This is a genomic window from Kitasatospora sp. MAA19 (assembly GCF_029894125.1).
In the GTDB taxonomy this organism is placed as follows: Bacteria; Actinomycetota; Actinomycetes; order Streptomycetales; family Streptomycetaceae; genus Kitasatospora.
This window is the reverse complement of record NZ_JARXYZ010000032.1, coordinates 36,588-49,696: the sequence shown is the minus strand read 5'-3', so window position 1 is coordinate 49,696 and position 13,109 is coordinate 36,588. Positions and strand designations below refer to the sequence as shown.

General features: G+C 74.3%; 17 protein-coding genes. 1 reads left to right on the top strand and 16 read right to left on the bottom strand.

Annotated elements, in window-relative coordinates; all coding sequences use genetic code 11:
- Window positions 1–60 precede the first annotated feature (60 nt).
- The 10 genes from P3T27_RS32970 to P3T27_RS32925 all read right to left on the bottom strand — a co-directional run bounded on the left by P3T27_RS32970 (window position 61) and on the right by P3T27_RS32925 (window position 6,730).
- Window positions 61–912 carry a nucleoside 2-deoxyribosyltransferase domain-containing protein gene (locus tag P3T27_RS32970; protein ID WP_280684937.1) on the bottom strand — a complete coding sequence of 284 codons (852 nt, stop codon included), beginning with the start codon at window positions 910–912 and terminating at the stop codon, window positions 61–63.
- Window positions 909–1,286 carry an HIT family protein gene (locus tag P3T27_RS32965; RefSeq protein WP_280684936.1) on the bottom strand — a complete coding sequence of 126 codons (378 nt, stop codon included), beginning with the start codon at window positions 1,284–1,286 and terminating at the stop codon, window positions 909–911. The genes P3T27_RS32970 and P3T27_RS32965 overlap by 4 nt, the downstream gene beginning before the upstream one ends.
- Before the next feature lie 135 nt (window positions 1,287–1,421).
- Entirely contained in the window at window positions 1,422–1,838 is a 417-nt protein-coding gene (locus P3T27_RS32960) for a hypothetical protein (protein WP_280684935.1), read from the bottom strand.
- A gap of 122 nt (window positions 1,839–1,960) precedes the next feature.
- A complete protein-coding gene (locus P3T27_RS32955) occupies window positions 1,961–2,719 on the bottom strand; it encodes a hypothetical protein (RefSeq protein ID WP_280684934.1) in 759 nt (252 codons plus the stop codon).
- 104 nt (window positions 2,720–2,823) lie between these two features.
- Window positions 2,824–4,026, bottom strand: coding sequence for a DNA polymerase III subunit beta (dnaN, locus tag P3T27_RS32950; protein WP_280684933.1), 1,203 nt, complete (start codon window positions 4,024–4,026; stop codon window positions 2,824–2,826).
- A gap of 63 nt (window positions 4,027–4,089) precedes the next feature.
- Window positions 4,090–4,707, bottom strand: coding sequence for a hypothetical protein (locus P3T27_RS32945; protein ID WP_280684932.1), 618 nt, complete (start codon window positions 4,705–4,707; stop codon window positions 4,090–4,092).
- Between the two features lie 131 nt (window positions 4,708–4,838).
- Window positions 4,839–5,207: a hypothetical protein gene (locus P3T27_RS32940; RefSeq protein ID WP_280684931.1), complete on the bottom strand. Its 369-nt coding sequence runs from the start codon at window positions 5,205–5,207 to the stop codon at window positions 4,839–4,841.
- Between the two features lie 133 nt (window positions 5,208–5,340).
- Window positions 5,341–5,991: a hypothetical protein gene (locus P3T27_RS32935; RefSeq protein WP_280684930.1), complete on the bottom strand. Its 651-nt coding sequence runs from the start codon at window positions 5,989–5,991 to the stop codon at window positions 5,341–5,343.
- Window positions 5,992–6,108: 117 nt separating this feature from the next.
- Complete coding sequence (locus P3T27_RS32930) at window positions 6,109–6,486, bottom strand: hypothetical protein (protein WP_280684929.1); 378 nt, start codon at window positions 6,484–6,486, stop codon at window positions 6,109–6,111.
- 49 nt (window positions 6,487–6,535) lie between these two features.
- Window positions 6,536–6,730 carry a hypothetical protein gene (locus P3T27_RS32925; RefSeq protein WP_280684928.1) on the bottom strand — a complete coding sequence of 65 codons (195 nt, stop codon included), beginning with the start codon at window positions 6,728–6,730 and terminating at the stop codon, window positions 6,536–6,538.
- 139 nt (window positions 6,731–6,869) lie between these two features.
- Between P3T27_RS32925 and P3T27_RS32920 the strand changes: the two genes are divergently transcribed.
- A complete protein-coding gene (locus tag P3T27_RS32920) occupies window positions 6,870–7,013 on the top strand; it encodes a hypothetical protein (protein ID WP_280684927.1) in 144 nt (47 codons plus the stop codon).
- Window positions 7,014–7,032: 19 nt separating this feature from the next.
- On the opposite strand, the gene P3T27_RS32915 is transcribed toward P3T27_RS32920, so the two are convergent.
- The 6 genes from P3T27_RS32915 to P3T27_RS32890 form a co-directional block, all read right to left on the bottom strand.
- The gene (locus P3T27_RS32915; protein ID WP_280684926.1) at window positions 7,033–8,466 is read right to left on the bottom strand and encodes a transfer protein; all 1,434 of its coding nucleotides are present in this window, start codon (window positions 8,464–8,466) and stop codon (window positions 7,033–7,035) included.
- A gap of 1 nt (window position 8,467) precedes the next feature.
- The gene (locus P3T27_RS32910; protein WP_280684925.1) at window positions 8,468–9,298 is read right to left on the bottom strand and encodes a hypothetical protein; all 831 of its coding nucleotides are present in this window, start codon (window positions 9,296–9,298) and stop codon (window positions 8,468–8,470) included.
- A 111-nt stretch (window positions 9,299–9,409) separates the two neighbouring features.
- Window positions 9,410–9,937 (bottom strand): hypothetical protein, encoded by a 528-nt coding sequence (locus P3T27_RS32905; protein WP_280684924.1) that lies wholly within the window; start codon window positions 9,935–9,937, stop codon window positions 9,410–9,412.
- Window positions 9,938–9,948: 11 nt separating this feature from the next.
- Window positions 9,949–12,090, bottom strand: coding sequence for a hypothetical protein (locus P3T27_RS32900; RefSeq protein ID WP_280684923.1), 2,142 nt, complete (start codon window positions 12,088–12,090; stop codon window positions 9,949–9,951).
- Between the two features lie 144 nt (window positions 12,091–12,234).
- Window positions 12,235–12,417, bottom strand: coding sequence for a hypothetical protein (locus P3T27_RS32895; RefSeq protein WP_280684922.1), 183 nt, complete (start codon window positions 12,415–12,417; stop codon window positions 12,235–12,237).
- A 4-nt stretch (window positions 12,418–12,421) separates the two neighbouring features.
- A complete protein-coding gene (locus tag P3T27_RS32890) occupies window positions 12,422–12,937 on the bottom strand; it encodes a hypothetical protein (RefSeq protein WP_280684921.1) in 516 nt (171 codons plus the stop codon).
- Between the last annotated feature and the right edge of the window lie 172 nt (window positions 12,938–13,109).

The following is a 13,109-nucleotide window of genomic DNA, read 5'->3' as shown; positions in this document are numbered from 1 at the left end:
GATGGCGCCCCGCCCGCCGTCCCGGGGACGGGCTCAGCAGGTGGGGCGTGATGGTGGGCGTCAGCAGCGTCCGGACTCGTTCTGCCGGGTGCGGATGGCGTGGCCGAGCGGGTCGGCGATCACGTCGAGCAGCGTCTGATGGTTGGCGGCCTCGATCTCGGCGACCCGGTGGGCCAGGTCCAAGGCCTCCTCCCGGGTGTGCCGGTAGGCGGCGGCGCGGCCGATGTCCCTGACGGGTTGCCAGCCGTCGGTCTCGGTCCAGGCCGCCAGGCCGACCAGGGCGCCGTCTGTCACCGCCCAGCCGTCGCCGGTCTCGTCGCGGCGCACGACGACCTCGCCGTACCCGCCGACCGGGCCCTGGGGGATCGGCACGCGGAACTCCACGGCCAGCGCCAGCTGCTCCTGCGGGGACAGGGTCCTGCTCTGGAGCCCTGCGTGGACCAGGGCGAGGGCGGCGGCCGCGGCCTCGGGGAGGGTGTCGCGGACCGGGGTGCCGTGGCGGCGGGCGATGTAGATCAGGTAGCGGTTGCGCTCGGGGTTGGGGCAGTCCGGGGGTGCGCCGAGCACCGCGCGGCCGCTGGTGACGTCCAGGCCGAACTCGACGTTCGTCGTCATGCCGGGCAACGTGATCATGTCGCGGGGGATCCAGAACAGGATCGCGTCGGCCGCCGCGCGGGCGGCGGTCTCCCAGTCGACCTGGTCCTTGTAGCGGTCGGCCCGGGTGCCGTTGCGGGATTCGGGGCTCAGCACAGTGAGCGGCTGCTCGCCGGTCCACTGCTCGGCCAGGGCGGCGACGGCGGCCGGGCGCCAGGACGGCACGGGGGCGGCCTTGTCCGGGGTTGGGCCGGCCAGGAACACCGAGGGTCCGGCGGGGATCGGCTCGCGGGCCATGACGACGTTGATGCTGGTCACTTGCTGGCTCCGTTCTGCGCGGCGGCGCGGGCGGCGTGCTGGGGGGTCCAGGGCAGCGGCAGGTCGTCGCCGGCCTCCCTGGGCACCACGTGGACGTGCAGGTGGGAGACGGTCTGGGTGGCCGCGCTGCCCTTGCTGGTGATGAGGTTCGCGGCCGGGTGCTCGGCCATCAGCTCGGCGGCCCGGTGCATCACGGCGGCGGTGACGTCCGGGTCGGTCCCGGCGTCGGCCACGTGCTGACGCGGGATCACGAGCAGGTGGCCGGGGTGGACGCCGCCGCTTCGGGGCCGGATCGCGACCGCGTCCGGCCACCGCCGGACGATGTCGGCCGCGGCCTGGCCGGCGGCGATGGCGCAGAAGACGCAGGACTGCACGGTTGGACTCCTTGGTCCCGTCGGTGGGCGATGCGGGCCGGGTGGCCGCGCCGCCCACCGGGCCGCGCCTCGCCGCCCGGCTGGGTGCCGGGAGGCGGTGTGCGGACCGGTGAGCAGCGGCAGTGCCCGGGTGGGTCAGCTGTGCTGGAGCTCGGCGGGGGCCGGGCTGGCGGGCAGGGAGCGGGCGGCGACGGCGGCGACCTGGCGCTCGAAGTCCTCCGCCGCGCGGGCCGCGGCCAGCAGGCCCGCGTACAGGGCCCGCTGGTCGGGGGCGGTGAGGTCGAGGTTGGTCTCGGCGGCGGCGGCGAGGGTGTTGAGGTAGGCGGTGGTGTGCGCCTGGTCGCGGTACAGGTCGACCAGGCCGGGCTGGAAGTGGATGGGCTGGATCAGGTTCGGGAGGGCCTTGCGGAGGTCGGCGGGCTGGACCGCCCAGGCCTCGGTGTGGGCGGCCTCGAGCGTGCTGTCGAGCTCGGCCGGGTCGAGATGGGCGTCGTGGTAGCCCAGGGCGCGCAGCAGGCGGGCGGGCAGGAGGCGGAGCAGCTGGCCGGTCACGGGTTCCTCCGGTGCGGGGTGGTGGCGGGATTCGGCCGGGTGGCCGCGCCGCTCGCCGGGCCGCTTCGCCGGGGTGCGCCCGGCCTGGGTGGCCGGGGCCCGGTGCGGACCGGCGGGCAGCGTCAGCGCCCGGACTCGTCGGTGGGGTTGATGCGGTGGCCGTCGCGGTCGACGACCAGGCGCTGGACGTCGACCACGACGCCCTCGATGCGCGGCTCGGGCACGGTCACCTCGACCGTGACGGGGGTGGGCTCGGGGGCGGGGATGACCACCGGCGCCGCCGGGGTGGGCGGCTTGACCTCGTTGATGACGGTGGTGTGGGTGGTGATCCAGGACCCGGTGAGGGCGAGCGCCGCCAGGCCGGACCAGAGCAGCACGGCCAGGCCGGCGGCGACCGGGCGTCCGGTGCCCGGGGTGCCGTCCCAGACCAGGGCGGCGGTCAGCGCGCCGAACACGAGCGCGCCGAGCTGCACGCCGACGATCGCCCCGCGGCGCAGTGCCCGCCACAGGATGAGCAGGCCGACCACGGACCAGGCGCCGTAGAGGGTGGCGGGCCCGGCGGGAAGGCCGGCGCCGCGTTCGGTGAGGCTGCGGCGGATCGGGTCGTTGACGGTGTGCCAGACCTCGGCGGCCGGGTGGGCAACGTTGGCCGGGTCGAGCAGCCAGCGTCCTGCGGCGAGGACGTAGGGGCCGACGGCGAGGGCGAGGATGACGAGGACGGCCAGGGCGCCGAGAGCGGCGAGGAGCGCCTGGGCGTCGGTGAGGTCGGCGTAGCGGCCGGGCAGGACCTGGCGCGGCCGGCGGTGTGGCTGGGGGCGGTGCCAGATCATGTCCGGCCGCTCGTCCTGCTCGGGCTGGTCGGGGGTGGGCTGCTGGTACATGGTGCGGGCTCCTCGGCAGGCAGGCGGTGCGGGTGGCAGCGGGCGGCCGGTCCGCCCCGGGCCCGGTACGGGGCGCGGGGCGGACCGGCCGGGGCGGCGGTTGGTCAGGAGGCGTTGAGGCGGATCGGCATCAGCAGGTGCTCGTAGCCGTCCTCGGTGGGGCCGCCGGAGTAGCCGGTGATCAGGGCGGGCTTGTGCGGGTGGGTCAGGTGCAGGCGGGCCTCGGGCGCGGTGAGCGCCTGGAGGGCGGTGACCAGGTAGGCGGGCTTGAACGCGATGTCGCAGCCCTCCCGGCCCTCGGTGAGGGCGCCGGTGGCGTTGCAGGGGATGCGGTCGGCGGCGTGGGCGTCGTCGCCGTCGCCGGCGTCCAGGAGCAGCTGGTCGTCTTCGTGGGTGAGGCGGATCGGGCGCTTGTCGTCGACGACCAGGGCGACGCGCTTGATGGCGGCCAGTGCCTCGTCGACGGGGATGGTGAGGGTCATCGCGGCGTCGGCGGGGTCGGGCATGAGGCCGCGGAAGCGCGGGAAGTCGCCCTCCAGCAGGCGGGTGCCGATCGTGCGGCTGCCGGGGACGGTGAAGGTCAGCTGGCCGTCGTGCCAGCCGATGGACAGCTGGTGCTCGCCCGCGAGGGCCTTCGAGGCGTCGGTGAGCCACTTGGCGGGGACCAGCGCGGTGCACAGCACCGCGTCGTCGGCCTGGTCCTTCTTCTCCTTCTTCTTGCCGCTGCGCTTGGGCTCGGCGGGCACGGTGCCGGTGGGCTGGACGGCGATCTCGCGCATGGCGAAGCGGTAGCGGTCGGTGCCGGCCAGGGTGAGCTTCTCGCCCTCCAGGGTCAGCAGGACGCCGGTGAGCACCGGCAGGGAGTCGTCGGTGCCGGCGGCGGGCGCGCACTGCCCGACGGCGTCGGCGAAGGCGTCCGCGGTGATGGTCAGCACGGTGTCCGGCACCGGGGGAAGCGCCGGGTACTCCTCGACCGGCAGGGTCGGCAGCGTGAACCGGGCGCTGCCGGAGGTGACGAGCAGCCGGGTGCCGGACAGCTCGATGTCCACCTCGGCGCCCTTGGGCAGGGCCTTGGCGATCTCGGTGAGGAGGCGGCCGGGGACCAGCACGGTGCCGTCGTCGGCGATCTCCGCGGTCAGGCGGCAGGTGGCGACGGACTCGTAGTCGTAGGCGGCCAGGCTCAGCCCGTCGGGGCCGGTGGTGAGCAGGATGCCGGCCAGGACCGGCACCGGGGCCCGGGTGGGCAGGGCGCGGGCGACGTGGGCGACGGCGTCGGCGAGCACTCCGGCGTAGGCGCGCAGCTTCACGGTGATGCCTTTCAGGATGAGGGGCCGGGCTGATGTCGGATCGGGCCGTGGAGCGGCGGGCCGTCAGGCCTCGGCGTCCTCGACGTAGTCGGGTCCGAAGGTGGGGTAGTCGGTGTCCAGCAGCAGGCACTCGCCGTAGTCGTCGGCGCTGTCCAGAACGAGCTCGGCGGTGCCGGCCCAGCCGTGGACGACGGCCATGACCGGCGCGTGGTCGGGCAGGCCGGCCAGCACCGCGGTGAGGTCTCCAACCGTCAGCACGCCGGTCAGGGCCGTACGGCGGGAGGCGGCGGGCTGTGCGGTCGGCGCTTCGTCGGAAGCGGGTGCGGGCAGGTGGAGGTCGAGGGCCAGGGCGTGCGGGTCGGGCTCGACCGGGGCGCTGCTGAGAACGAGCGCGCCGTCCCAGACGGTGGAGCGCACCGGCTCGATGTCGCGGCAGTCGAAGTCCGGGACGCCGAAGACGACCGGCAGCTGTCCGGGCACCTCGGTGAGGCGGGCGGCGAGGTCGCCGACGGTAAGGCGGGCGGCGCTGTAGGGGGTGCCGGCGATTCGCCAGCCCGCACTGCGGTCGACCTGCGGCTGGCGGCCAGCGGCGCGGATGGTCTCGGTGATGGCGGTGACCGCGGCGGCGCCCATCTCCTCGGGGCTGGCCGGGTCGGCGGTGACGGTGACGGTGATGCTCACGACGTCCTCCAGGCGGATCTCGGTGTCGGCCGGTCGGCCGGCCCCGCCCCCGGACACAGACCCGCCCACCCCAGCCGGAGATCGGCGGGGTGGGCGGTGTGCGGGCCGGGGCCGGATTGGTCGACCGGGCGTCAGGCCGCGTGGTTGGGGTGGTTGGCGGCGAGCCAGGCGCCGGCGGCGGTCATCGTCCGTCCGTCGTCGAGGGTGGTGAGCGGGGCGGTGTCGATGTCGTGCATGATCTCGGCCGGGGCCAGGACCCGCAGATAGGTGACCGGGACACCGGGGATGGTCTCCTGGGTGCGCAGGTCCAGCAGGGACGAGCAGCCCGCGGTGAGGTGGTCGGCGGGGTGGTCGATGACGCGGCAGGCCCGGGTGTGGTCGCTGTGCCCGGCGAGGTAGCGGTCGACGTCGCGGTACAGCACGTAGGTGCCGATGGGCAGCGCCGGCCCCAGGCCGGTGGGGGCGGGGTTGGTCAGGTCGATGCGGAACGGCTCGGTCATGGTCTGGTCCTCCAGGCGGATCTCGGTGTCGGCCGGTCGGCCGGCCCCGTCCCCGGACGCGCAGCCGCCCACCCGGCCAGTGGCGGCGGGGCGGGCGGAGGCGGGCCGGGGGCGAGACCGGTGGACCGGCTGGTCAGCCGTTGTGGTTGTTGACGACGCCGCGCCAGCCGGCGGACTGCTTGCCGATGGTCGTGGTGTGGGTGCGGTGAACCAGGGCCAGCACCGTGCCGGTCGCGCTGGCGCCCTCGCCGGTGGCGTTCGCGCTCGCCCCGGTGCCGGTGCCGGTGCCGGCCGCGACGGAGCGGAGCTTGCCGAGCAGGCCGGCCACGCCGAGCACCACGGCGGCGACGAAGATGGCGGCCCACTTGAGGAGGTCGCCGAGCTGGCTGGCGTGTGGGGCGACCTCGGCGACGGCCGCGCCCAGCATCCACACCGCGCCGCCGGCCGCGAGGGCGGCGATGGAGCCGTACAGGACGTACTGGCGCACCGCGAGCGACAGGCCCGGGTCGACGGCGGGTGCGGCCGCGGGGACCGGGTCGAGGGCATCGACGGCGCGGCGGTGGTCGGCCAGGCGGGCGGCCATGGTGTTCAGGTGGGCGCTCACGTCGAAGACGGGCACGGCGACGGCCTGGCCGTCGACGAGCGCGGGCACGCACGTGGCGTCCCCGCAGTCCGGGCTCAGCGGCACGGCGACGAGCTGCCCGTCCATGGTCGTCGGCGCGTAGCCGCGCTCCAGGAGGATGACCTGCGAGTCGTTGTTCGGGGTGTTGTCGGTGCCGGGCACGGGGGTCTCCTTCGGGGAAGCGGGTGGGCGGGGCGCCGCGGCGCCTTCTCGGGCTGCCGGATTCGCCCGCGCCGGGTGGCGGGCGGGTCCGGCGGCCCTGGGAGAGGCCGGGAGCGGTTACTGCTCGGGGAGGCGGTGCCGGCCGTCGTTGATGCGGCTGGTGCGGTCGGCGGCGAGGATCTCGCGGATCAGGTGGGCCGCTTCCGGGGACTGCTTGCCGCTGCGCGGCTGGCCGATCAGGATCGCGGCCTCGTCGAGGACGAAGACGACCTGGCGGGGCGGGCCGGGCGGCAGCTCGGGGCGCCGGGGCGCGGCGGGCAGCGCCCTGCGCTGGCGCAGTTCCATCGCGGCCCGCAGGGCGGTGAGCGCCTCCTCGACGGTGGTGGGCGGGCGGAGCCGTACGCGCGGGTCGCGGGACGCCTCGGCGAGGACCTGGTCGACCGGGCCGACCTGGTGGGATCCGAGCGGGGTGGCGGTGGAGCGGTGGGTGTTCACGGGCGGGTGTCCTTCCGGGGCGCGGTGGGCTGGTCGGGGTGGCGGTGGGTCAGGAAGCGGTGTTGCTGAGCGCGGTGACCAGGTTGGTGAGCAGCTGATTGATGACGGGGCCGGCGCCGGTGGAGGAGAGGGTGAAGCCGAACAGCACGAGGGCCAGGGCGGGCCAGAAGCCGACGGCGCGGCCCCGGTAGAGGACGACGGTGATGACGCCGAAGAGGACGGCGAGGGAGACGGTGACGGCCACGGCTGCTCCTGGCGGGTCGTTGGTGGGTTGGGCGGACAGGCGGGCCGGATCGGGTGTTTGCTGGCCAGGCCTGGTGGTACGTCAGGTTCGGACTGCGCCCCGCACTGCCTGGTGCGGGGCTTGGAGACGAGGGGGCGCGATGGCGCACGTGCACTACGCCTGTTGGAACTGCGGTGCGGACAACCGTGTGTATGGCGAGGGCTGTGACTGCTGCGACGTCGTGGAGGTTCCCGAGTCCTGGTTCTGCTGGGACTGCGACGCGGAGAACTTCTGCGAGGACTGACCACCGCCGGTCCTCGTGGTCAGCCGTGCAGGCCCGTGAGAGCGTTGCGGACGCCGCCGAGGCTGACTTTGCGGCCGCCGTCGGCGTTGACGGCGGCGAGGATCTCCTGGGCGTCCAGTTCCTCGCCGTCGTTGTTCTCCAGGACGGCCAGGACGCGGTCGGTGAGGTTGAGGCGGCCGGCGGTCCGCGGCTCGGGGGCGGGGATGACGGGGACCGGCGCGCTGCGCGCACCCCGTCCGCCGCCGCCCCGGTTCCCGCCGCGGCCGCGGCCGCCACCGCCGTCCTCGGGTTCCTCGAACTTCTCCGGGCACGCGGCCTGGTAGGCCTCCATCCCGTCCAGCTTCCCGACGTAGGCCTCGCCCGCGTCCTGCCAGGACTCCTTCTCCAGGACGGAGTGCGGGCCGTCGCCGTACAGGGCGAGCATCTCGGGGTCCAGGCCGTCGGTCGGCATCTCGGAGCCGACCTTGAAGAACCTCGTCCTCGCGGTGGGGTGCAGGCCGGAGAGGTGGTAGCCGCTGCCCTGGGTGCCGGGCCGGTCCTCGTCCGCCTCGGTGTCGTCGAACTGGGAGACCAGCTCGACGGCGCCGGCGTACTTGGGGATCGCGGCGAGCTTCTGCCCGGCGGGCAGCAGGCCGTCGCTGACGAGCTGGCGCATCAGGTTCGACGTCCAGCGCAGCAGGATCACCTCGCCCTCCTTGAGCATGGAGCGCAGGGTGTCGGAGCCGCCGAGCTCCTCGAGGTGGCCGGCCTGGGCGAACAGCGCGATGCCCATCCCGAGCGAGCGGCCGGTGCGGCCGATGTCCTTGATGTAGAACGTCGCCTCGTCGCGGTAAGGGGCGCCCTTCTCCAGCAGCCGGTTCGCCTCGTCCACGACCATGTACATCAGCGGGTCCGGGCGGTCCATCAAGAACTTCGACCGGCCCGCGGCCGCGTACCTGATCTCGCGGGCCTTCATGACGTTCCAGAAGGTCCGCAGCTGGGCGATGGCGCCCTCCTGCGTGTAGACGCACCAGTCGCAGTTGCCACGGGCCTCGGGGGCGGACTGGCCACCCTTGAGGTCGGCGTAGAACACGCCGACCCCGCTGCGCTTCATCCCGGCGAGGATGATCTGACCGCCGGTGGACTTCCCGGCGCCGGTGGTCCCAAACAGCAGCATCCGCTGCGCGCTGCCGGACTTCGGGTCGTACAGGCGCAGCCGGGTGCGGCGTCCGTTGTGGTGCAGGCCGACCCAGATCCGGCCGGTGGAGTCCATGACCAGGTACTCGGGGTCGGGCAGGAGGACGTCGGCGAGTGGGTCTTCGGGGTAGATGGTGACCAGGCCCTGGCTGCCGTGGGTCTCGACGGCGAGGCGGGCGGGGTCCTTGATGTCCATGGCGTCGGCGAGGCGGGCCATGTCGTAGCCGATGACGTCGCCGGGCGGGGCCGCCACGGTCAGCTCGTAGATGAGCCCCACGTCAGTGCAGTTCCTTCGTGTCGGTGTCGATGATGCGAACGCCGGTGATGACCGTGCCGGGCATGCCCTTCGGGGCGATGTTCTTGATCCAGTGCGTGTAGGGGTCCACGGCCTGGTCGGCGGTGCCCACCGTCAGGCGCCGCACCCCGGCGCCGCGACCGGCCACCTTCTCGACGCGGATTTCCTCCTCGTCCCAGTCCCGGAGCGCCGAGAGGGCGGTGATGGAGATCGTGGGCACCGGCGCGCCCGGGACGGCGGCGCGGATCAGCCCGGACATCCCCTTCTCGCCGGTGCGCTCGACGTCGGTCAGCACGGTGCCGGGGGCGACACCGCCCTCGACGGCGACCCGCTGCGCCCACCAGATCGACATCGGGTGGGTCGAGCCGGCCGGGACGAGGGCGGCGGCCTGCTGCTCCTGGACCTGCTGGACGGCCTCGGGGGTGAGGGAGCGCTCGCGGCCGGCCAGGACGCGGGCCATGCGGGCCGGGCGGACCTTCCAGACGGCCACCGCCCACGCGGCGTCCAGCGCGAGTTCCCACCAGTGCAGTCCGTGGACCAGGCGCTCGGTGACGAGCAGTGCGGCCGCGCTCACGGGGGCCACGAGGTAGAGGGCGGTGGCGGCGTCGCGGATGCGGCCCTTGGGCAGGGTGGCCGACCAGATCAGGCCCCACACGGTGGCGGTGCCCGCGCCGGTGATCGTGACGACGAAGGGGAAGGTGTCGGCGGTGAGCGCGCCGGCCGTCAGTCCCGCCGTGCCGGCGAGGGTTGCGGTGCGGCCGACGTAGCCGCGGGCGACGGCGATGCGCCCGCGCAGCGGGCCGAGGGACATCATCGGAGGAGGTGCTCCTTCGCGGGTGCCGCCGGGGAAGCGGCGGGGGTTCAAGGGGTTGCGAAGGGGCGGCCGGTACCGCGTCGGGGCGGCACCGGCCGCCCCGACGCGGGGTCAGCGGTTGCTGTAGAACTCGCGGACGGCCATCTGGCCCTCCTTGTTGGCGGCCGCCTCGTCGACCGGGCCGTAGTCAGCCTCGTGCGCGTCGGCGGTGGCCTGGAACGCGGTGGACAGGTCGGCGGTGGCGGCGGCCATGGCCTCGGCCTCGGCGAGGACGGAGAGCATGACCATGGCGGCGTCGCGGTGCTCGGCGATGGTGTCGCGGTCGACGTCCATCCCTGCGGCCTGGTCGGCCAGGCGCTGCACCGACTTGGCGCAGCCCTCGACGTACTTGTAGGTGCCGGTGACCTGGTCGGACAGGCGGGCCAGGCGCACCGCCGCGATGGCGAGCTGGCCGACGACCACGGTGTACTGGACGGCGTCGTGGATCATCTCGCCGGCGGCGGCCAGGGCCCGGCCGGTGGAGGCCGCCAGGCCGCTGCCGCGGGCCGGGGTCTGGGAGCCGCCGGGCCGGTCGGCGGGGGCGTCGTGGACGGTGGCCGGCGTGCTGCTGGTGACCGGCGCGAGGTCGGTGTCGGACATCGGTCTCCTTCCTACTTTCCGTGGTACTCGCGCTCGGCGGGGGCGGTGTGGCCCATGTCGCGCACGGTGTCGGCGAACGGCTGGTCGCGGCGGGCCGCGTTCTGGCCGGCCTGGGCGATGGCCTCGGAGGCGGCCGGGATGGTCTCGGCGACGGCGTCCGCCTTCGCCTTGACGTGCTCGGTCTTCTCGATCAGGGAGGCGACCATGCCCTCCAGGACGCCGGGGACCTTGAGGTCGATGACCTTGGTGTGCAGGGCCTCCAGGCGCCCGAGGAGCCGCTCGCAGCCCTCGGCCGCCAGCCGGGCCTCGTCGGCGCCGGCCAGGATCTCCTCGGCCATGTCGGCGTCGGCGTCGATGACGTCGTAGATCGTCAGGTCCGCGTCGGCGTACTGGGTTCCGTGTGCCGCTCTGGGCACGGGGATGGTCACGGGTCGTCCTCCAGCGGGTGATGCCGGAGGCATCGGGATCGGGCGGGTGGTTCCGGGCCGCGTGTGCGGGCCGCTGTACGGGGCGCGCGGAAGCGCGGCCTGGCCCCGGCCGATGGCCGGGGCGGCCACGTCGGGGTCGGGCCGGTCGTAGCGGCGCACCTTGATGTCCGGGCTGTGGACCCAGCCGGGCGGCGGGCCGAAGCCGTCCGTGCCCGCCCCGGCGGCCTGGCCCGTGGGCCCGGTGCCGCGGCCGCCGGTGCGGTCGGCCCGCTGCGAGCGGCGGGCGTTCGCGCGTTCCGCCCGCTCACGGGCCTGTCGCGCCTTCCGTTCCTGCTGCTCCCAGCGCTTTCGGGCCTTGCGCTCCTGCTGCTCCCGGCGCTTTCGTGCCCGGAGGTCGTCCGGGCTGCCGGGCGCGGTGGTGCCGGGCCTGCGCAGCCGCCAGGGCCGCGAGCCGCTCTCCCCGCCCGGGGTGAACACCCGCCGGAACCGGCGACCGGACCGGGTCCTGGCCGCCGCCGAGGCGGTGTCCGCCGTGCCCGTCCCGCTCCCGGCGCCCGTCGTCCCGGGCCGCACGGCGAGTTCGGTGCTCGGCGTCGTCGGCTTCGACAGGTCCGTCGTGCCGTCCTTCGCCGTGTCCTTGGGCTTCTTGCCGTTCAGGATCCGGTCCACCGCGCGCTTGCGGACCGCGCCGCGGATGGTGGTCGGGGTGGCCCCGCCTCCGCCGTGGGCGCCGGTCGGCTTCCAGGTGCCGGTGGTGATCCGGTCGGCGGCCCGGCGCCGTGCCGCACCGCGCACGGTGTCCGGCCCGGCCGGCTGCCGCTCGGGCTTGCCCGGCCGGTCGCCCGGCCCCTTTCGGTCGGGGCCCGGCTGCTTGTCCTTCGGGCCGTTCAGGACCCGGTCGGCGGCCCGCTGGCGGGCCGCTCCGCGGATCGTGTCCGGCCCGGCCGGCTGCCGCCCCGGGCGTTGCTGACCGCCGTTCAGGGGACCGTTCCGGGAGCCGTTTTGGGTTCCGGAATTCCCTTCTTGGCGGCCCTTGCGGCCGGAGTCCTCCAGGGCCTTCCTGCGGGCCTCCTGGACCCGCCCGGGCCCGGTGCTGCCCGCCGGGCCAGTACGTCCGTCCTGCCTACCTCCACGGCCCGTGTCGGGCTTCTTCGGCTGCGGGCCGCCAGGCCCCGTATGCCCGGTGGAGCGGAACGTCGAGGGCACCTGGCTATTCGGTCGACCCGAATTCTGGGAGTAATTCGGACCTGAATTCCGGGAGTTCCGGCCGAATTCCGGACCGGACTGCATGCGGCCCCGCTGCTGCGCCGCCAGGGCGGCCGCGCGGGCCCTTTCCAGTTCGGTATTGGCCTTTCCTGTGGCCGCGCTCTGCTGGTCCCGGACGGCCTTGAAGTGCTCCGCTCGGGCCTTCAGATAGCCGACCGCGTGATAGGCGCCGCGCAGGGCGGCGACCGTGATTCCCGCCATCATCACGGTGGACATCGAGGCGACCCCAGCCAAGGAGCCGGACCCGGCGGCCGGGGCGGCCTCCATTCCGTGAGCGGCGGTTTCCGCATTACCGCCGAGCGCGGGCCCCTCGGGAACGGACAGGGACGCGGGCGGGGCGAATTCGGTGGTCAGCGGGGCCAGGGTCGGCAGCCCGTCGCCGAGGCCGTCCTCGCCCACCACCCCCGGCAGGGTCAGGCCGGGGAAGCCGAGCACGGTCCCCGTGGTGTCGTCGGCCATCCGGCCGTCTCCAATCGTTCGTCACTGTCCGTCACCGATCCGGGGTCCCTCGCGTGCGCGCACAGTGCGCGCACGTGAGGACCCCGGATCGCGGCATCGCGGTGGATTCGGTGAGCGCGAAGAGTCACCCCGCCGTCCGGCCCGTCAGGAGCCGGCGTGGGCCTGCGTCCACTTCGTGAGCATCCGCACCAGGTCCGCCCACGCGGTCTCGTCCTTGCCGGCGAGCGTGCGGGCCAGGTCCCACAGCGCCTGCGCGCGGTCGGAATTCGTCGCGGTCGCTGCGATGCGCTGATTCCAGTGGGCAGCCTGTCCCGGTGTGAGCGGCACGGATTCACGCCTCCTTCAGGAAATCAAGGAACGTCGGGGCGGGCTTTTCCTGGGCGTTTCCGTCGCCGTTTCCGTCCTGACCCTCGGTGAATCCTGCGGCGATTCCGTGCAGGCTCGCCGCCGTGTTCACCGCCTGCATTCCCTGGCCGTTCTTGATTCCGGCCTTGTTGGCCTTCTGGAGCGCCTTGGCGTTCGCGCGGGCCTCGCGCTTCTGCGGGAGTTCCACGTAGAAGCGGTTGTAGGAGGCGTCGATCTTTCCGGCCGCGTTCACCGCGTCGCGCAGGTGCTTTTCGAGGGCGGCCATCGGCCGGGTCGCACGGAATGCGCGGACCTTCGGCTCCAGCGGCTTGTCGCCGTCGATTCGGATGTTCTCCAGGGCCGCGCGGTACTCGTGCAGCAGCGCCTGGACCTCGTTGGCCATCTGCCGCAGCCGCTCACGCTGCTGGGCGGCGTACAGGTTGGTGCCCTGCGGCTTGAGCAGGTGCTCCGACGTCCACGGGATCTTGGTGTTCTGGGACATGCGGCTCCTCCAGGGGAAGGTTGGTCGACCCGGGCTCCGGCCGGATGCACGGGTCGTATCGTGGCGCTCGGTGCCATCGGCACCTTCGGCGGTCACCAGGGCGCTTTCCTCGCCCTGGTGGCCACCGGAGAGACCGACTGTGGTTGCTTGCTCTCTGTGACGGATCGACGGG

What these genes read in the sequence shown, in the direction of transcription:
- P3T27_RS32955 (WP_280684934.1), bottom strand. Translation starts at nt 2,719, where the DNA reads ATGTACCAGCAGCCCACCCCCGACCAGCCCGAGCAGGACGAGCGGCCG.
- P3T27_RS32940 (WP_280684931.1), bottom strand. Translation starts at nt 5,207, where the DNA reads ATGACCGAGCCGTTCCGCATCGACCTGACCAACCCCGCCCCCACCGGC.
- P3T27_RS32920 (WP_280684927.1), top strand. Translation starts at nt 6,870, where the DNA reads ATGGCGCACGTGCACTACGCCTGTTGGAACTGCGGTGCGGACAACCGT.
- P3T27_RS32910 (WP_280684925.1), bottom strand. Translation starts at nt 9,298, where the DNA reads ATGATGTCCCTCGGCCCGCTGCGCGGGCGCATCGCCGTCGCCCGCGGC.
- P3T27_RS32905 (WP_280684924.1), bottom strand. Translation starts at nt 9,937, where the DNA reads ATGTCCGACACCGACCTCGCGCCGGTCACCAGCAGCACGCCGGCCACC.
- P3T27_RS32900 (WP_280684923.1), bottom strand. Translation starts at nt 12,090, where the DNA reads ATGGCCGACGACACCACGGGGACCGTGCTCGGCTTCCCCGGCCTGACC.
- P3T27_RS32890 (WP_280684921.1), bottom strand. Translation starts at nt 12,937, where the DNA reads ATGTCCCAGAACACCAAGATCCCGTGGACGTCGGAGCACCTGCTCAAG.